Source organism: Rhodococcus sp. P-2 (assembly GCF_016598535.1).
Taxonomy (GTDB): domain Bacteria; phylum Actinomycetota; class Actinomycetes; order Mycobacteriales; family Mycobacteriaceae; genus Rhodococcus_F; species Rhodococcus_F baikonurensis.
In genome coordinates, this window is record NZ_CP066779.1 from 6020586 (window position 1) to 6038756 (window position 18171).

The following is an 18171-nucleotide window of genomic DNA, read 5'->3' on the forward strand; positions in this document are numbered from 1 at the left end:
GAGAGCAGGAAAAACATGGCGGAGCTGACGATCTCCTCCGACGAGATCCGTAGCGCGATCGACAACTACACCGCGAGCTACTCCCCGGAGGCCTCCCGTGAGGAGGTCGGCACAGTGACCGACACCAGTGACGGCATTGCGCACGTCTCTGGCCTGCCTTCGGCTATGTCCAACGAGCTGTTGGAGTTCCCCGGTGGAATCGTCGGCGTCGCGCTCAACCTGGATGCCACCGAAATCGGTGCCGTCATCCTTGGCGATTACCAGAACATTCAAGAAGGCCAGGAAGTAAAGCGCACGGGCGACGTTCTGTCGGTTCCCGTCGGCGATGCTTTCCTCGGCCGCGTCATCGACCCGCTGGGTGCGCCCATCGACGGTCTCGGCGAGATCGAGAGCACCGAGAACCGTGCACTCGAGCTCCAGGCCGCTTCGGTGCTCGAGCGCCAGCCGGTCGAAGAGCCGCTCCAGACCGGTATCAAGGCTATCGACGCCATGACCCCGATCGGCCGCGGCCAGCGCCAGCTCATCATCGGCGACCGCAAGACCGGCAAGACCGCGGTCTGCATCGACGCCATCCTGAACCAGAAGGCCAACTGGGATTCCGGCGATGTCAACAAGCAGGTGCGCTGCATCTACGTTGCCATCGGTCAGAAGGGTTCCACCATCGCGGGCGTCAAGGCTGCCCTCGAGGAGAAGGGCGCGATGGAGTACACCACCATCGTTGCTGCTCCGGCATCTGATTCCGCAGGCTTCAAGTGGCTCGCACCGTACACCGGCTCGGCCATCGGCCAGCACTGGATGTACCAGGGCAAGCACGTTCTGGTCGTGTTCGACGACCTGACCAAGCAGGCAGAGGCGTACCGCGCCATCTCACTGCTGCTGCGTCGTCCGCCGGGACGCGAGGCTTACCCCGGTGACGTCTTCTACTTGCACTCCCGTCTGCTGGAGCGCTCGGCGAAGCTGTCCGACGCACTCGGCGGTGGCTCGCTGACGGCTCTGCCGATCATCGAGACCAAGGCGAACGACGTCTCGGCTTACATCCCGACCAACGTCATCTCCATCACCGACGGTCAGGTGTTCCTCGAGTCCGACCTGTTCAACAAGGGCGTTCGCCCCGCGATCAACGTCGGTATCTCGGTCTCCCGCGTCGGTGGCGCTGCACAGACCAAGGGCATGAAGAAGGTTTCCGGTTCGCTGCGTCTGGAACTGGCTCAGTTCCGTGAGCTCGAAGCGTTCTCCGCCTTCGCATCCGACCTCGACGCTGCCTCCAAGGCTCAGCTCGAGCGCGGTGCCCGTCTGGTCGAGCTGCTCAAGCAGGATCAGTACAGCCCGATCCCCGTCGAGGACCAGATCGTCTCGATCTACCTGGCCGGCGAAGGCATCTTCGACAGCGTTCCGATCGGCGACGTCCGTCGCTTCGAGAAGGAACTGCTCGAAGACCTCAAGCACTCGGCTGCTGGCGTCTACTCCAGCATCAACGGCGGTAAGGCACTCGATGCCGACAACGCTGCTGAGCTGATCGCTGCAACGAACAAGTTCAAGGAAGGCTTCATCGCATCCGACGGAAGCCGGGTCGTGAACGAGGCCGAGGCTGACGCTTTGGGCGCCGACGAGGTCGCGAACGAGCAGATCAACGTCAAGCGCAAGACCGTCAGCAAGTGACGTACGCGCCCATGACACTGCGAATTCCGAAGGGAGAGTGATTGATCGATGGCGAGCATTCTCGAATTGCGGTCTCGTATCAAGTCGGTCAACTCGACCAAGAAGATCACCAAGGCACAGGAACTGATCGCGACTTCGCGTATCACCAAGGCTCAGATTCGCGTCGCCGCGTCCAAGCCGTATGCCGAGGAGATCACGAAGGTACTCACCGAATTGGCGAGTGCGTCTGCTTCGCTCGATCACCCGTTGCTCAACGAGCGTCCGGAGCCCAAGCGGGCTGCGGTGCTCGTTGTCACCAGTGACCGCGGCATGTGTGGTGGCTACAACTCCAACGTCCTCAAGCAGGCAGAAGAGCTCATGGCTCTCCTCCGCAGCGAGGGCAAGGAGCCGGTCGTCTACGTGCTCGGTTCCAAGGGACTCGGCTACTACACGTTCCGCGGCCGCGACATCGGTGCTGCGTGGACGGGCTTCTCGCAGGATCCGGGATACTCGGATGCAGCGAAGGCCAGCCGCCACCTGGTGGAGCTGTTCATGGCTGGTTCGGGTAACCAGGTTGCCGCTCCGAACGGTGAAGGCACGATCGAGGGCGTCGACGAACTCCATATCGTCTACACCCGCTTCGTGTCGATGCTGACGCAGACTCCCGAGGTTCGCCGTATGGCTCCTCTCGAGGTCTTCGTGTCGGAAGAGCGCATCGAACTCGGTGACGACATGCTGACCAACGGCCACGACGACGACCATGACAATGGACCCGTCGCGGACTTCAGCTTCGAGCCCGAGCCCGAGAAGCTTCTCGGTGCTCTTCTCCCGAAGTACGTCAGCACTCGTATCTTCTCGTCGCTTCTCGATGCTGCGGCATCGGAGTCGGCAGCCCGTCGTACCGCCATGAAGGCCGCGACGGACAACGCAAACGAACTGGTGAACACGTTGAGCCGTCAGGCCAACCAGGCTCGCCAGGCCCAGATCACCCAGGAAATCAGCGAGATCGTCGGCGGCGCCAACGCGCTCGCCTCGAGCGCAGGAAGTGACTAGCACATGACCGCAGCAGTAACCGAAAACAACGGGGCAGGTTCGGCTTCGGCCGTAGCCGGCCGCGTCGTGCGGGTCATCGGTCCCGTCGTGGACGTTGAATTCCCGCGTGGCGCTGTTCCTGAACTGTTCAACGCCCTGAACGCCGAGATCACGCTTCCTTCGGTCGCCAAGACGCTGACGCTCGAGGTTGCACAGCACCTCGGTGACAACCTGGTCCGCACCGTCTCCATGCAGCCCACCGACGGCCTCGTCCGCGGCACTGCAGTGACCGACTCGGGCAAGCCGATCTCGGTTCCCGTCGGTGACGTCGTCAAGGGCCACGTGTTCAACGCACTGGGCGATTGCCTCGACACCCCGGGCCTCGGCCGTGACGGCGAGCAGTGGGGCATCCACCGCAAGCCACCAGCCTTCGATCAGCTCGAAGGTAAGACCGAGATCCTCGAGACCGGCATCAAGGTCATCGACCTCCTCACCCCGTACGTCAAGGGTGGAAAGATCGGCCTGTTCGGTGGCGCCGGCGTCGGCAAGACCGTTCTGATCCAGGAAATGATCACGCGTATCGCTCGCGAGTTCTCGGGCACCTCGGTGTTCGCAGGTGTCGGTGAGCGTACCCGTGAGGGCACCGACCTCCACCTGGAAATGGAAGAGATGGGCGTCCTCCAGGACACCGCCCTTGTCTTCGGCCAGATGGACGAGCCGCCCGGAACGCGTATGCGCGTCGCCCTGTCCGCACTGACGATGGCGGAGTACTTCCGCGACGTTCAGGGCCAGGACGTTCTGCTGTTCATCGACAACATCTTCCGCTTCACGCAGGCAGGCTCCGAGGTTTCCACCCTCCTCGGCCGTATGCCTTCGGCAGTGGGCTACCAGCCCACGCTGGCGGACGAGATGGGTGAGCTCCAGGAGCGCATCACCTCGACCCGCGGTCGCTCGATCACCTCTCTGCAGGCTATTTACGTGCCCGCCGACGACTACACCGACCCCGCGCCGGCTACGACGTTCGCGCACCTCGATGCCACCACCGAGCTCTCGCGCCCGATTTCGCAGATGGGTATCTACCCCGCTGTGGATCCGCTGAGCTCGACCTCCCGCATCCTGGAGCCCGGCATCGTCGGTGCCGAGCACTTCCGCGTTGCCAACGAGGTCAAGCGCATTCTGCAGAAGTACAAGGAACTGCAGGACATCATCGCCATCCTCGGTATGGACGAGCTTCAGGAAGAGGACAAGGTCCTCGTCGGCCGCGCCCGTCGTATCCAGAAGTTCCTCGGCCAGAACTTCATCGTCGCCGAGAAGTTCACCGGTGAGCCCGGCTCCGTCGTGCCGCTCCGCGACACGATCGAAGCCTTCGACCGCGTCTGCAAGGGCGAGTTCGATCACCTGCCCGAGCAGGCATTCAACAGCTGCGGTGGACTCGACGACGTCGAGGCTGCAGCCAAGAAGATGGCCGGGAAGTAGTCCACCATGGCTGAGATGACCGTAGAACTCGTTGCCGTCGAGCAGCGCTTGTGGTCTGGTTCGGCGACGCTGGTCAGCGCTCAGACCACCGAGGGTGAAATCGGCATCATGCCTGGGCATGAGCCGGTCCTCGGTCAGCTGATCGAGGGCGGAACCGTGTCGATCACCTCGGTCGACGGCGAGCGTATCGTTGCTGCAGTACACGGAGGGTTCCTCTCCGTCACTGCGACGACGGTGACGATCCTTGCCGAGTCCGCGGACATGGCACAGGACATCGACGTCGAGGCAGCCAAGGCTGTCTTGGCCGAGAACTCGGGCGATCTCGAAGCGATTGCGGTCGCCAAGGGTCAGCTCCGGGCCGTCGAGCGCGCGTAAGTTACTCGAGTAAAGCCGCGACGGGAGCCGACGAACAGTGACATTCGGAATGACTGTGTTGATCATTCTGGTTGTGCTGCTCGCGGTTCTCGTCGCGGCTTTTCTGTATCGTCTGCTCGTTCTACGTCGCGGCGGTACCGCTGCACTGCTTCGTGTTCTGCCATCCCCAGGGGACAGCGGGTGGCGGCACGGGATCATTCGCTACGGCGAAAGCACATTCGTCTTTTTCAAACTGTCGAGTCTGCGGCCAGGCCCGGACTCCAGGATTGATCGTCAAGGTGTCGAGGTCGAGAGCCGTCGCTCTCCCTCGGGTACCGAATTCGACATCATGAGCGACGACATCGTCGTGGTCAAGGTCAACGACGGATCGTCGGCCTACGAAATCGCCTTGGACAGTGGAGCATTGACAGCGTTCCTGTCCTGGGTCGAATCGCGGCCGGACGGGCGCGCCCGTAGGCGTCGCACCGCCTGACCAGTATCGCTCAAGCCCCGGCGCCGGGCTTCCAGAGCACATCTCCTTCCGGGTTTGCCACTCTTCCCATGATGAAGAGCAGATCCGACAATCTGTTGAGGTATTTCGCGGGGAGGACGCTCGTGTCTTCCGGGTTCGCATCGATGGCGGACCAGGCCGCACGCTCCGCACGCCGCGAGACGGTTCTTGCTACGTGAAGCAGAGCGCCCAAGGCAGTTCCGCCCGGCAGAATGAACGAATTCAACGGTGCCAGTTGCTCATTGAGCTCATCGCACCATCCTTCGAGTCGATCGATGTAGGCCTGCGTCACTCGCAGCGGCGGGTACTTCGGGTTCTCGACCACGGGGGTGGACAAGTCGGCACCTGCGTCGAAAAGGTCGTTCTGGATCTGTCGCAGCATCACGAGCAGATTCGGTGGGGGAGTACCGAGGGCAACGGCCACACCGATCGCCGCGTTGGTCTCGTCGCAATCCGCGTAGGCGACCAGACGCGGATCGTTCTTGGAGACTCGCGAAAAATCGCTGAGGCCGGTGGTCCCGTCGTCGCCGGTCCGGGTGTAGATCTTCGTCAGGTGAACAGACATAGGGCTACGGTACCGGCGCGGTGCCGACGAGGTTGTGGCTCTAGGCTGTGAACCGTGAGTGAGCACTTTCTTGTGACCGGGGGTAACCGCCTCGAAGGTGAAGTACTGGTGGGAGGGGCCAAGAACAGTGTGCTGAAGCTGATGGCCGCGGCGCTGTTGGCCGAAGGCACCACTGTCGTGACCAACTGCCCGGACATTCTCGACGTACCCCTGATGGCGGACGTTCTGCGAGGTCTGGGCTGCGAAGTCGAACTCGAAGATTCCGAAGTGCGGATCACGACGCCGGCCGAGCCGAAGTATCACGCTGACTTCGATGCGGTGAAACAGTTCCGCGCCTCGGTGTGTGTGCTCGGTCCGCTGGTCGCGCGTTGTCGACGCGCTGTTGTCGCACTTCCTGGTGGCGATGCGATCGGCTCGAGACCGCTCGACATGCACCAATCCGGACTCCGGCTGTTGGGTGCGCGTAGCGAAATCGAACACGGTTGTGTCGTTGCCGAGGCAGATGACCTGCACGGAGCGAACATTCGCCTGGTCTTCCCGTCGGTGGGTGCAACCGAGAACATCTTGATGGCGGCTGTGCTCGCCCGTGGCGAAACGGTGATCGACAACGCTGCACGTGAGCCCGAGATCGTGGATCTGTGCAACATGCTCAACGAGATGGGCGCCAAGGTATCGGGCGGCGGAAGTTCGACGCTCACCATTCAAGGCGTCCGCAAGTTGGAACCGACTACCCACCGTGTCATCGGCGATCGGATCGTTGCTGCGACATGGGGTGTCGCTGCATCCATGACCAGGGGTGACGTCCGTGTCCGCGGGGTGAACCACAAGCATCTCGGACTGGTCCTCGACAAGCTTCGGACAGCCGGCGCTGAGGTGACGCCCGAGGTCGACGGCTTCCGTGTCATCCAGCGCGAACGACCTAAAGCGGTCAATTTCGCAACATTGCCGTACCCCGGATTCCCGACCGACCTGCAGCCGATGGCAATCGGTCTGGCTGCGGTTGCGGAGGGCACGTCGATGATCACCGAGAACGTTTTCGAATCGCGTTTCCGATTTGTCGAGGAAATGATCCGACTTGGGGCCGACGCTCGTACTGACGGTCACCATGCTGTGATCCGCGGAGTTCCAGTGCTGTCGAGTGCACCGGTGTGGTCCTCGGATATTCGAGCCGGCGCCGGGCTCGTGCTTGCTGGGTTGGTCGCGGACGGAACCACCGAAGTCCACGACATCTTCCACATCGACCGTGGTTACCCGCGTTTTGTCGAGAACCTCCGTGGACTCGGGGGAGTGATCGAGCGGGTGGGCACCGAATAAGCTCGGTGCTCGGCGTCACACTCGCGTCTTATGGTCGGTGGTGGAATGACAAAACTGTCTGACCTGGCGTTGGCTGCCAAAATCGGTGTGGTGACCAGGCGATTTGTGAATTGATTGAAGGTTCGCGTAACTTATTCCAAGTCAGAGCGACACGGACACCGACTCCCGCCTTCACGGCGAGTGACACGAGGTTGTACGAAGTGCCTGACCAAATTTCGAAGTAGTTTCCATCGTGTATGGTTGCGCTTCACCTCCAGTTCTTCCCCGAATGTTCAGCGGTTTGCGCCGATGATCATGATGGGATAGGCTGGAAAAGTTGCCCCGGAGCGGCGGCCATAGGGTCGTGGTGATGGTGTGTGCGTGTTCTTTGAGAACTCAACAGTGTGTCGATGAATGTCAGTGCCAAAATTGATTTGGTACTTCACATGTCGGATGATGTTCCGGGCCTTCGGGTTTCGGTTCTGATGTTCGGGGTGTGAGTATTTTTCGTCGGTGATTGTTCATTCTTCCGTCTGAATGGTTGCCGACACATTTTTTGCTAGTTGAGTTTTTTTGCTAGTGATTTGACTCTTTTTGTCTATGACTGATTAGCCGGCTAATCAGTCATAGACAAAAAGAGTCAAATCACTAGCAAAAAAACTCAACTAGCAAAAAATGTGTCGGCAACCATTCAGACGGAAGAATGAACAATCACCGACGAAAAATACTCACACCCCGAACATCAGAACCGAAACCCGAAGGCCCGGAACATCATCCGACATGTGAAGTACCAAAATAATTTTGGCACTGACATTCATCGACACACTGTTGAGTTCTCAAAGAACACGCACACACCATCGCTTCAACATGGTTGAAAGCTCCGGGGCAAGGGTTACAATCTTAGCTTGTTTGCTCACGGGAAGCAAGTTCCCGCTGAGCTTGACTGTCTCCGACTTCGTCCAACCGCGTGTCCCCGGCCTGTCGGTCGGGGTTGGTGTCCGTGTCGCTCTGACTTGGACAAAGTTACGCGAATGAAAACTGAGCGTCAAACGTGCAGGTCGCGGATGTTCGTCAGGTTAAATCCGCTGGTAGCCCGCCCGTAGGCGGGCCACCAGCGACCACAGGAGCCCCGCGAGAGCACTGTGACCCCACACACGTCAGTTCGAAAGTATTTTCACGCCGGCGAAGTTGCGCTTTCCGCGCCGGACGACCAACCAGCTGCCGTGAAGCAGATCGGATGCGGCCGGCTCCCAGTCATCGGTCGAGACCTTCTGGTTGTTCACCGAAGCGCCGCCCTCCTTCACTGCACGGCGAGCGGCTCCCTTGCTCTCACACAAGCCGCTTGTCACGAGCAGATCGATGATCGTGCGTGGCTCCCCCGGCGCCAGTTCGCTGACAGACGCTTCCTTCAGCGCAGCAGCAAGCGTCGACTCGTCGAGTTCCGCCAGCTCCGCCTTGCCGAACAACGCCTGGCTGGCGAGCTCGACGGCGCGGGTGTTGTGTTCTCCGTGAACCAAGGTGGTCATCTCGGCGGCCAACCGCTTCTGTGCTTCGCGCGCATGCGGGCGCTCCGCCGTTGCCGTCTCGAGTTCCGCGAGTTCGTCTGCGGTCAGGAAGGTGAACCAGCGCAGGTACTTGATCACGTCGGCGTCGCCCGTGTTCACGAAGTACTGGTACCACGCGTACGGGCTGGTCATCTCGGGGTCGAGCCACAGACTGCCGCCACCGGTCGACTTTCCGAACTTCTTGCCATCGGCCGAGGTCACCAGCGGAACGGTCATTGCGTGAACACTCTCGCCGTCGACACGACGGTTGAGTTCGACGCCCGCGATGATGTTGCCCCACTGATCGGACCCGCCGACCTGCAGAGTGCAACCCAGATCGCGTCGCAAGTGCAGGTAGTCGTTGGCTTGGAGCAGCATGTAGCTGAACTCGGTGTACGACATCCCGTCCGACTCGAGACGACGCTTCACGGTGTCACGCGCAAGCATGACGTTCACGGAGAAGTGTTTGCCGACGTCACGCAGGAAGTCGATGGCCGACATCTTGCCGGTCCAGTTCATGTTGTTCTCGATGACCGCACTCGTCGGAGAATCGTCGAAATCCACGAATCGTTCGAGCTGACCACGGATGCGTCCCGCCCAGTCAGCGACAGTATCGGCGGAGTTCATCGTCCGTTCCCCGACGTCACGGGGGTCACCGATCAAGCCCGTTGCTCCGCCGGCCAGAACGATCGGACGGTTGCCGGCACGCTGAAAACGCTTGAGCGCGAGAAGCGGAACCAGGTGGCCTGCGTGCAAGCTCGGTCCGGTCGGGTCGAATCCCGCATACAGCGTGACCGGTCCGGCCTCGAGATCCTTACGCAAAGCGTCGAGATCGGTTGATTGGGCGATCAGCCCGCGCCAGGTCAGTTCGTCGAGAATATTCTCAGTCACGGACTCGATCATCCCATCTTCACGAAATGGCCGGTGCTCGCGGGCTTCGGCGATACGCGGACACCGCCGGCGAGTCCGGAATCCAGAGGCGCCACGGAACCTCCGCTGCGGTACCGACCCCCACTCGCGGTCCGCTGACCCATTCCTCGGGCTCCCTCAATTCGAGCCGAATCCGCGAGGCTGAGTCGAAAACGTCTGTCCCGTTGTCCGCCAGCGTGATTGCAACAGAAGCGCCGAGATTGCCTGGTCCTCTGGCCCATTGGTGAGATGGCCGATCCGGCGATCGCCGAGCAGACACCACATCGTGACCCGCTTCGATTTCAGCGGCTCGGAGCAGAACACCGCCCGCGACACCGTCCGGGCCGTACGAGATGTTCATACACAAGTGCATTCCGTAACTGCGGTAGACGTAGAGACGGCCCGCCCGCCCGAACATCACGCTGTTCCGCGGCGTTCGCCCCCGATACGAATGTGCTGCCGGATCCGGCCAGGGCCCGTCCTTCTCCCCTCCGTACGCCTCGACCTCGACAATCCTCAGCGAAATGTCGTCGACGATCAGGGTCGAGCCGAGAATTGTCAGGCCCGCTTCCAACGGGTTCTCCACATTTTCCAAGGTCTCGATACTCACCCCTCGATTGTGCCCACGCCGTTGACTCTTCGGTCAGTCGAGTCGCATAATTCAACAAGTGATGAATTATTGAAACGAGGCGCACCGTGACCACAACGCCGGCAATAGACATCCGCGGACTACGAGTCATTCGCGGCAAGCGCGAAGTTCTCCACTCACTCGACCTGCAGGTTTCGTCAGGATCGATCACCGGACTGCTCGGCCCGTCCGGCTGCGGCAAGACAACCCTCATGCGCGCGATAGTCGGAACCCAGATCGTCGAAAGTGGTGAGGTCAGAGTCCTGGGGGATCTCGCCGGGTCCGTTGCTCTTCGCCGTCGGGTCGGGTATGTCACCCAATCCCCCAGCGTGTACGGCGACCTGACGGTTACTCGAAACGTCCAGTACTTCGGCGCTCTGTACGGCAAATCCAGCGCAGACGTCGCAGCAGCGGTCGACGCCGTCGGTTTGCGCCGATACGCCGATCAGACCGCCGCCGATCTGTCCGGAGGTCAACGCGGTCGAGTTTCGCTGGCATGCGCCTTGGTGGCGTCACCTGATGTGTTGATCCTCGACGAACCGACCGTCGGTCTCGATCCGGTGCTTCGCGTCGAATTGTGGGAACGATTTGCCGACCTCGCTCGCAGCGGAACCACCCTGTTGGTCTCCAGCCACGTCATGGACGAGGCCGATCACTGCGCCGAACTCATTCTCATGCGCGACGGCCATCTCCTCGCACAACTCTCCCCCGACGACCTCCGCGCGAAAACCAGATGTGAACGCCTCGAGGACGCCTTCCTCGAACTGATTCGAACCTCACCCGTCGGAGGCGAAATATCATGAGCATCAGGATCTTCGGTGCAACCACCGTTCGAATTCTGCTTCAGCTCCGCCAGGACCACCGCACCGTCGCCATGATCTTGTTGGTCCCGTCGTTGCTGATGATTTTGCTGTATTTCCTCTACCAAGACGTCCCGACTCCGCCCGGCCAGGTTTCCCTCTTCCAACGGGTCGCGATCACGATGTTGGGAATCTTGCCATTTGTCGTCATGTTCCTGGTCACGTCCATCGCCATGCAGCGCGAACGCAGTTCGGGAACACTCGAACGTCTGCTCACCACTCCGATGGGCAAGCTCGATCTTCTTGCCGGATACGGTGCGGCATTTTCGCTCTCGGCCGCCGCTCAGGCAGCTCTCGCGTGCGCTGTAGCTTTCGGATTTCTCGGGCTCACCATCGCGGGCAGTCTTGCGTGGGTCATCGTGATTGCAGTTCTCGGCGCGATCCTCGGCGTTGCTCTCGGTCTGTTGGCCAGTGCGTTCGCGAAGACCGAATTCCAAGCGGTGCAGTTCATGCCTGTAGTGGTGGTTCCGCAGCTCTTCCTTTGCGGACTCCTCGTACCGCGCGACCAACTGCCGACCTGGCTCGAATGGATCAGCAATGTTCTTCCCTTGAGCTACGCCGTCGACGCACTTCAGCAAGTGTCGATGCATGCCGACGCGACGGGCCAGATGTGGCGTGATCTCGCCGTCATGGCGGGCTTTGCCGCCGCAGCGCTCTCGCTGGCCGCGGCAACACTCGATCGCCGAACGCCATGACCGACAACGACACCGCCCCCGCACCGATTCGTTCCGGCCGTCGACCAGGCAAATCGGAGACTCGTGCGCAGATCCTCGAGTCTGCGCGACGAGCGTTCTCCCAGAACGGCTTTCGGCGAACAACCGTCCGATCGATAGCCGCGGCCGCTGACGTCGATCCGGCCATGATTCATCACCATTTCGGAAGCAAGGAGCAGTTGTTCACCGCTGCGATCGCGCTACCGATCGATCCAGCGCAGGTATTGGGACCGGTTCACGCCTCCCCGACCGAAGATCTCGGCGAAAACCTACTCAGGGCAGTGACGGGGCTGTGGGAATCGGAACATAAGCCGGCGATTCTGGCAGCATTTCGATCGGCCATTTCCGGCGACGGATCACAACTGATTCAGAGCTTTCTGCTCGATGTCGTCTTGCGCGACATCATTCCGCGGGTGGACACACCGACAGGCACCGGCCTGATCAGAGCGGAACTGGTGGCCTCTCAGATGGCCGGGCTGCTGGTCACGCGATACGTGCTCGGACTCGAACCACTCGCATCGTTGAGCGTGGACGCGTTGGTACCGCTGGTGGCTCCGAACCTCCAGCGGTACCTGACCGGTGAATTACCGATCTAACCTTCGGCCCGTGCGAGCAGCTTCTCGTGCTCGTCGTCCGCCACGTCGCGTGCCTCGTCTATCAACAGAACGGGAATGCCGTTCTCGATCGGGTACGCACGCCGCAGGCGCGGGTTGTAGAGCAACTCGTCCCCGACCAGCAACAGCGGGCCTTTGTCCTGGGGGCAGGCCAGAATGCTGAGCAACGTCGAATCAATAGCCACGTGAGTCCTCTCGAACCGATCAAACAGAATGTTCTCAGGCTACCGTGCTCCGGTACCCACTCTCGTCGGCATCAACTGGGCAGCAATTGCCTTGGTCAGCCGCTTGTACGACTGCGTCTCGGAATCGAGGAACCAGGTCCGTGGTCCTGGCGCCGGCAGACCGGCGGCTGCCAATGCAGTCGAACTCGGACGGTACGACGAACCCACCGGGATCTCGTCCACCACGTGCACGATGTCCGGACGAGCATCAAAAGCGATGCGCGAGAGTGCCTCTGCCAGTTCGGCAGAGCGGAACTGGCGTCCCGGACGCCATGTCACGGCAGCGACCGCCAGCTGATGTGGTGCGTCGCCGATGCCGTACGCGACGGCGAGATCTACTCGCGCCACACTCGACAGCGCGTCCACGATCGGCTGGGTGAACACGGGTCCGCGGAGCGTGGAGATCACCGTGTTCTTGTGATCGATCAACCAGTAGTCGCCGTCGCCGTCCCGGCGGAAGAGATTCTCGGTCGGAATCCAGGAATCACCGGCCTGGAAGAGACCTCGCATGGCACCGCCCGAGAGATCAGCGGTGAATCCGGCACGCCCGAGCAGTAATCCCACCTCGTCGTCGGCGCACTCACGGACAAATCCGTTACCGTTTTCGAGAAGCCGACCGCTGAGCGGGTCGTAGGCCGCCAACCGCACCTGCGCGCTACCCGGCAGCGGTCGACCCTTGGAGCCGACCTTGGAGCCGGCGACGTTGGCGAGAATCACGTCACCTTCGGTCGACGCATAGAACTCGAGCACCTGCGCGGGGTCGAACGCCTCCGTGGTCCGCTTCCACAGACCGTGCGGCATTCCCGAACCGATGAACAGTCGGACCGGATGGCTGCCGTCGATGAGAAGAAGATCCTCGTCGAGGATCTCGCGCATCATCGACCACGTGTAACTCACGACAGTCACGCCGTAGCGGTGGATCTCCTCGACGAATCGTGCCGGATTCAGTCCGCGCGAGAGCGCGATCCGTGACCCACCGGCCATGGCGCCGCCGATGGTCGCGAGCAAACTCGACGAATGATGGAGCGGTGCAAGGCAGTACACGGTGTCGCCACGATCGAGATCTGCCGCCGTGGCCGTGCCGAAGGCCGACAGTGCCCAACGGTAGTTGGTGATCTGCTTGGCTTCGAGAACGCCGCCGGATTCCGCAAAGATGATGAAGGCGAGTTCACGGGCGACACCGGGATCCGGTCGGTACCACCCGGGCAGATTGACCTTCGTCGGATCGATTTGTTCGAGATCGATCACGTCGTGTGACGGATCCACCTCGAGGCCGCGGGCATCGCCGCCGCCGAGCACCAAGACCGGCCTACCGGTGACCACCGCAGCGTCGACGTTCTCCGGATCGGTGATGATCCGATCAACCGATCCCAGCTTGACCGCCGCCGAGATGTCGGACCCCGGCGGAAGCATGACGGCAACGGCGCCAAGGCGCGACAAGGCCGCGATGGCAGCGAGCGCGCTGGGACGGGTCTCCATCAGGACACCGACATGTGCTGCCGGACGCACTCCCACGGAGATCAATCCACGCACGACATTGTCGATGCGGGCGTTGACCGCTTCATAGGTGTGCACACGATTGTCGAAGAGGAAGCACTCTCCGTTCGGCGCCTTTCGACGCTGCTCCGCGAGCAATTGGCTCAGCGAGATCTTGGTGTGCGGCTGAATTTGGTTGAGCCGTGCCAAACGCGGCAATGCTCGTGCCGCTTCGCCGGACAATTCGAAAGTGCCGCGCAAGGCACCGGCGGCAAGGTCACTGATTCCCTTGGTGACTCCTGCTCCTACTTCGGCGACCGAGGCGACGGTGTGGATGATCCGATTGCTGATCGACACACCGGTCTGGTCTTCGAGGTCGGCGCCGTAGACCATGTTCGCGACACGGTCCGGAAGAGGCCCACCCGTCTCGGTCCACTGTACGAATTCACCGGTGGTCGGCCAGGTGTGATTGGCCGCGGTGGAACCGACAACCAATCCGAAATGACCTGCGCGCAAGGTAGATTCGTAGACCATTGCCCGCGGCGCTGCCTGACTGATCCCACGGACCGCCTGGGGTTGACCGATGTCGTCGACCTCGCCGACGAATGCCAGGATGGGGCAGGTGATCTCGGCAAGCGAGACCAATTGATCCTTGATGACAAAACCACCGGTCATCATTCGGTTGTGCACGATGAACTGCTTGAGCAGTTCGGCAACCGCGGGCCCAGACCACGCGACCCAACCCTCGGTCGCGAGGAAGCGTCGCTGTTGTTCTCGCGGAAGCAAAGCCTCACGGTCGTGCAGTTGCAACAGGAAGTCGACGCGCATCTTCAGCGTCTTCACGGGATCGAGCAACTGGAACCCGGTGCGAGCCATCCACCCGGTGACCGCCAGGCGATTGAAGACGTGATCGGCGAGGAAATCCGCACCCTTGGTGGCCAATCCGGCCGGGATACCGAAGGGCAGCGCGGCGAGCGTGTCGACCGGACTGCCGAAGGTGATGACGCTGGCGATGTTTCGACTACGCCGATACGCGGCAGCTTGATAGGCGAACATGCCACCCTGCGAATAGCCGGAGATGTGAACATCTTTACCGGTGTGACGGTGAATGTGGTCGATGATGTCACTGAGAGCGATGATGTGATCGGCGAGATTGCGATCCCAACCGCCCTCTTCGGAGTCGGGCGAACCGAAATCGACTACCCAGGGGTCCAGGCCCATCTCGTGCAGAATTCCCACAGCACCCTGGTCTCGGGTCACGTCGTACACGTTCGCCGACATCATCATCGGCGGGATCAGCACGATCGGTGCACCGACGGTTTCCGGATCACTGTCCGGGAAGTAGCGGCGGAGCCGGTACATCGCTGCGCGCTCGACGATCTCGAACGGCGATGTGGTCGCATCCGTTTCCAGCCCACCCAACCGGACGACCTCGAGGCCGTTTTGTGCTGTCGCAACCACCCGACGAATCGGGCCCAGCACAGACTTGGAATTCAATCCCACCATTTCACTCCCAAGTTTCTCACCATGTGACGTCAGTCTCATTTTTCCCGCGCGCAACAAGCCTACTGACGACGAATACGCGTACGCGGTCAGGGAGCAAATTCTGCTCCCTGACCGCGTACGACCGAAGGACTACTGCCGAAAAGAGAGGGACAACACTCGTGACCGCGACGTCAGAGGGTCCATTCCCGCAGTGACTGTGCCACTGCTTTGACTCCGTCCAGCTGCTCGGCGACCCGCACCCCCGCGGTGCCGCCCCGCGCATTACGCGAAGCGATGGAACCCTCGACTGTCAGCACCTCACGAACAGCGGGCGTCAGCGCGCTGTCGACGCCGGCCAGTTCCTCGTCCGTGAGGTCTTCGAGTCCGACACCTCGCGCTTCGGCAACACGCACACACGCTCCGGCAGCCTCGTGGGCAACCCGGAACGGCACGCCCTGACGCACCATCCACTCCGCGATGTCGGTGGCCAACGTGAACCCTGCCGGGGCAAGTTCCGCCATGCGCTCGGTGTGGAACTCGAGCGTCTGCACCAGACCGGTGATGGCCGGGAGCAACATCTCGAGCTGCGCAACCGAATCGAAGACCGGTTCCTTGTCCTCTTGCAGATCGCGGTTGTACGCCAGCGGCTGAGCCTTGAGCGTCGCCAACAATCCGGTGAGGTTACCGATCAAACGACCCGACTTACCGCGCGTCAGTTCCGAGACATCCGGATTCTTCTTCTGCGGCATGATCGACGAGCCCGTCGACCACGCGTCGGCAAGCGTGATGTAGCCGAATTCCGGTGTGCTCCAGATGATGATCTCTTCCGCCATGCGGGAGAGATCGACACCGATCATCGCAAGCACGAACGCCGCCTCGGCCGCGAAGTCACGCGAAGCGGTTGCGTCGATCGAGTTCTCGGCCGAGCTGTCGAACTTCAATTCCGCTGCGATGGCTTCGGGGTCGAGACCGAGCGAGGAACCGGCGAGTGCACCGGAACCGTACGGGGACACCGCAGCTCGCACGTCGAAGTCGCGAAGGCGCTGCACGTCGCGCAACAACGGATGTGCGTGAGCGAGCAGGTGATGCGCCAACAAGACCGGCTGAGCCGCCTGCAGGTGCGTCTTGCCCGGCATCACGGCATCCGGGTGAGCCCCGGCCTGAGTCGCCAATGCGTCGACCACGTCGAGAACACCGGTGGAGATGCGGCGAACCGCATCCCGAAGCCACATGCGGAACAGCGTGGCCACCTGGTCGTTTCGCGAACGACCAGCACGCAGGCGCCCGCCGACCTCCGGCCCGACTCGCTCGATCAGACCGCGCTCGAGTGCACCGTGTACGTCCTCGTCCGAGTCACTCGGCCCGAAGGCGCCGCTGGCGACATCTGCCGCCAGACGGTCGAGACCGTCGAGCATCGTCGCGAGGTCGGCCTCGCTGAGAAGACCTGCCTTGTTCAGCACACGAGCGTGCGCCTGTGAGGCCCGCACATCGTACGGAGCGAGGACCCAGTCGAAGTGAGTCGACTTGCTCAGCGCCGCCATGGCAGCGGCCGGTCCGGATTCGAACCGCCCACCCCACAGGGCGCCTTCGTTTGTTCCGTGGCTGCCAGTCACAGTCAGAGTCCCAGATCGCGCTTCGCGGCGACCTTCGACGACAGACCGTGGATCTCGACGAAGCCCTTCGATGCTGACTGGTCGAAGCTGTCACCCTCGTCGTACGTCGCAAGGTTGAAGTCGTAGAGCGACTCGGGGCTACGACGACCGTTGACGGTGATGGCTCCACCGTGCAGGAAGAGACGGATGTCGCCGGTGACGCGCTCCTGCGTCTTGTCGACGAACGTATCCAGTGCGTCCTTGAGGGGCGAGAACCAGAGGCCGTCGTAGACCAGCTCGGACCAACGCTGCTCCATCTGACGCTTGTAGCGACCGAGTTCGCGTTCGAGGGTGACGTGCTCGAGTTCCTGGTGCGCGGTGATGAGAACCATGGCGCCGGGAGCTTCGTAGATCTCACGGCTCTTGATGCCCACGAGACGGTCCTCGACGACGTCGAGGCGACCGACGCCCTGAGCGCCTGCCCGCTTGTTCAGTTCCTGGATGGCTTCGAGAACCGACACCGGGCGGCCGTCGATGGCTACCGGGCGACCCTTGTCGAAGCTGATGATGAGCTCGTCGGGTGCGTTCCAGTTGACTGTCGGGTCCTGGGTGTAGTCGTAGACGTCCTTCGTCGGCGCGTTCCACAGATCCTCGAGGAAACCGGTTTCGACGGCGCGGCCCCAGACGTTCTGGTCGATCGAGAACGGCGACTTCTTGGAGACGTTGATCGGGATGTTGTTCTCTTCGGCGAAGGCGATGGCCTTCTCGCGGGTCCAGGCGTAGTCGCGGACCGGTGCGATGACCTGCAGGTCGGGTGCGAGGGCGCCGAATCCGACCTCGAAGCGAACCTGGTCGTTGCCCTTACCGGTGCAACCGTGCGAGACGATGGTGCCGCCGTGCGAGCGTGCAGCTTCGACGATGTGCTTGACGATCAGCGGACGGCTGATAGCCGAGACCAGCGGGTAGCGGTCCATGTACAGGGCGTTGGCCGCGATGGTCGGCAGGCAGTACTCGTCCGCGAACTCGTCGCGGGCGTCGACGACAACGGATTCGACTGCGCCGCAGTCGATCGCGCGCTGACGCACGACCTCCATGTCCTCGCCACCCTGCCCCAGATCGATGGCGACGGCGACAACTTCAGCGCCGGTCTCCTTACCGATCCAACTGATGGCAACAGAAGTGTCCAGCCCGCCCGAGTAGGCGAGTACGACGCGATCGGCCATGGTTTTTGTGCTCCTTCGGTTGAAAATCTCTATC

At 61.8% G+C, this 18171-nt stretch carries 16 protein-coding genes; 9 read left to right on the top strand and 7 right to left on the bottom strand.

Annotation, left to right across the window (positions count from 1 at the left end; genetic code table 11):
* Positions 1-15: 15 nt before the first annotated feature.
* Genes atpA through I7X09_RS28055 form a run of 5 tightly spaced genes read left to right on the top strand, consistent with a single transcriptional unit; the run spans position 16 to position 4993 of the window.
* On the top strand, positions 16-1659 hold the full coding sequence (gene atpA / locus I7X09_RS28035) for a F0F1 ATP synthase subunit alpha (protein WP_007726218.1): 1644 nt from the start codon (positions 16-18) through the stop codon (positions 1657-1659).
* Positions 1660-1707: 48 nt separating this feature from the next.
* Positions 1708-2691, top strand: coding sequence for a F0F1 ATP synthase subunit gamma (locus tag I7X09_RS28040; RefSeq protein ID WP_003941320.1), 984 nt, complete (start codon positions 1708-1710; stop codon positions 2689-2691).
* Positions 2692-2694: 3 nt separating this feature from the next.
* On the top strand, positions 2695-4146 hold the full coding sequence (atpD, locus tag I7X09_RS28045) for a F0F1 ATP synthase subunit beta (RefSeq protein ID WP_003941349.1): 1452 nt from the start codon (positions 2695-2697) through the stop codon (positions 4144-4146).
* Positions 4147-4152: 6 nt separating this feature from the next.
* The gene (locus I7X09_RS28050) at positions 4153-4521 is read left to right on the top strand and encodes a F0F1 ATP synthase subunit epsilon (protein ID WP_003941287.1); all 369 of its coding nucleotides are present in this window, start codon (positions 4153-4155) and stop codon (positions 4519-4521) included.
* A 49-nt stretch (positions 4522-4570) separates the two neighbouring features.
* Positions 4571-4993 (top strand): DUF2550 domain-containing protein, encoded by a 423-nt coding sequence (locus tag I7X09_RS28055; protein WP_166812995.1) that lies wholly within the window; start codon positions 4571-4573, stop codon positions 4991-4993.
* Positions 4994-5003: 10 nt separating this feature from the next.
* On the opposite strand, the gene I7X09_RS28060 is transcribed toward I7X09_RS28055, so the two are convergent.
* Entirely contained in the window at positions 5004-5576 is a 573-nt protein-coding gene (locus I7X09_RS28060) for a cob(I)yrinic acid a,c-diamide adenosyltransferase (RefSeq protein WP_095971610.1), read from the bottom strand.
* A 54-nt stretch (positions 5577-5630) separates the two neighbouring features.
* Between I7X09_RS28060 and murA the strand changes: the two genes are divergently transcribed.
* Complete coding sequence (gene murA / locus I7X09_RS28065; protein ID WP_095971611.1) at positions 5631-6890, top strand: UDP-N-acetylglucosamine 1-carboxyvinyltransferase; 1260 nt, start codon at positions 5631-5633, stop codon at positions 6888-6890.
* A gap of 1136 nt (positions 6891-8026) precedes the next feature.
* Here murA and tyrS read toward each other — a convergent pair.
* Positions 8027-9304: a tyrosine--tRNA ligase gene (gene tyrS / locus I7X09_RS28070; protein ID WP_166812426.1), complete on the bottom strand. Its 1278-nt coding sequence runs from the start codon at positions 9302-9304 to the stop codon at positions 8027-8029.
* 19 nt (positions 9305-9323) lie between these two features.
* Positions 9324-9932, bottom strand: a complete 609-nt coding sequence (locus tag I7X09_RS28075; RefSeq protein ID WP_200314754.1) for a DNA-3-methyladenine glycosylase — start codon at positions 9930-9932, stop codon at positions 9324-9326.
* Positions 9933-10018: 86 nt separating this feature from the next.
* Between I7X09_RS28075 and I7X09_RS28080 the strand changes: the two genes are divergently transcribed.
* The 3 genes from I7X09_RS28080 to I7X09_RS28090 are packed head-to-tail and all read left to right on the top strand — an operon-like array spanning position 10019 to position 12119.
* Positions 10019-10753, top strand: coding sequence for an ABC transporter ATP-binding protein (locus tag I7X09_RS28080; RefSeq protein ID WP_200314756.1), 735 nt, complete (start codon positions 10019-10021; stop codon positions 10751-10753).
* Positions 10750-11505 (top strand): ABC transporter permease, encoded by a 756-nt coding sequence (locus I7X09_RS28085; RefSeq protein ID WP_003944033.1) that lies wholly within the window; start codon positions 10750-10752, stop codon positions 11503-11505. Before I7X09_RS28080 ends, I7X09_RS28085 begins: the two co-directional genes overlap by 4 nt.
* Positions 11502-12119 (top strand): TetR/AcrR family transcriptional regulator, encoded by a 618-nt coding sequence (locus I7X09_RS28090; RefSeq protein ID WP_200314758.1) that lies wholly within the window; start codon positions 11502-11504, stop codon positions 12117-12119. Before I7X09_RS28085 ends, I7X09_RS28090 begins: the two co-directional genes overlap by 4 nt.
* Here the strand turns inward: I7X09_RS28090 and I7X09_RS28095 are convergent.
* From I7X09_RS28095 to I7X09_RS28110, 4 genes are all read right to left on the bottom strand, one after another.
* The gene (locus I7X09_RS28095; protein ID WP_003944045.1) at positions 12116-12322 is read right to left on the bottom strand and encodes a Trm112 family protein; all 207 of its coding nucleotides are present in this window, start codon (positions 12320-12322) and stop codon (positions 12116-12118) included. The genes I7X09_RS28090 and I7X09_RS28095 overlap by 4 nt on opposite strands.
* A gap of 39 nt (positions 12323-12361) precedes the next feature.
* On the bottom strand, positions 12362-15343 hold the full coding sequence (locus tag I7X09_RS28100; protein WP_200314760.1) for an acyl-CoA synthetase: 2982 nt from the start codon (positions 15341-15343) through the stop codon (positions 12362-12364).
* A gap of 170 nt (positions 15344-15513) precedes the next feature.
* Entirely contained in the window at positions 15514-16935 is a 1422-nt protein-coding gene (gene argH / locus I7X09_RS28105) for an argininosuccinate lyase (RefSeq protein ID WP_124569788.1), read from the bottom strand.
* Between the two features lie 2 nt (positions 16936-16937).
* On the bottom strand, positions 16938-18137 hold the full coding sequence (locus tag I7X09_RS28110) for an argininosuccinate synthase (RefSeq protein WP_003944066.1): 1200 nt from the start codon (positions 18135-18137) through the stop codon (positions 16938-16940).
* Positions 18138-18171: the final 34 nt, after the last annotated feature.

Excerpts from the sequence above, each read along its gene's own strand:
- atpA (WP_007726218.1), top strand. The coding sequence starts at position 16 with ATGGCGGAGCTGACGATCTCCTCCGACGAGATCCGTAGCGCGATCGAC.
- I7X09_RS28040 (WP_003941320.1), top strand. The coding sequence starts at position 1,708 with ATGGCGAGCATTCTCGAATTGCGGTCTCGTATCAAGTCGGTCAACTCG.
- atpD (WP_003941349.1), top strand. The coding sequence starts at position 2,695 with ATGACCGCAGCAGTAACCGAAAACAACGGGGCAGGTTCGGCTTCGGCC.
- I7X09_RS28050 (WP_003941287.1), top strand. The coding sequence starts at position 4,153 with ATGGCTGAGATGACCGTAGAACTCGTTGCCGTCGAGCAGCGCTTGTGG.
- I7X09_RS28055 (WP_166812995.1), top strand. The coding sequence starts at position 4,571 with ATGACTGTGTTGATCATTCTGGTTGTGCTGCTCGCGGTTCTCGTCGCG.
- I7X09_RS28060 (WP_095971610.1), bottom strand. The coding sequence starts at position 5,576 with ATGTCTGTTCACCTGACGAAGATCTACACCCGGACCGGCGACGACGGG.
- I7X09_RS28085 (WP_003944033.1), top strand. The coding sequence starts at position 10,750 with ATGAGCATCAGGATCTTCGGTGCAACCACCGTTCGAATTCTGCTTCAG.
- I7X09_RS28090 (WP_200314758.1), top strand. The coding sequence starts at position 11,502 with ATGACCGACAACGACACCGCCCCCGCACCGATTCGTTCCGGCCGTCGA.
- I7X09_RS28100 (WP_200314760.1), bottom strand. The coding sequence starts at position 15,343 with ATGGTGGGATTGAATTCCAAGTCTGTGCTGGGCCCGATTCGTCGGGTG.
- I7X09_RS28110 (WP_003944066.1), bottom strand. The coding sequence starts at position 18,137 with ATGGCCGATCGCGTCGTACTCGCCTACTCGGGCGGGCTGGACACTTCT.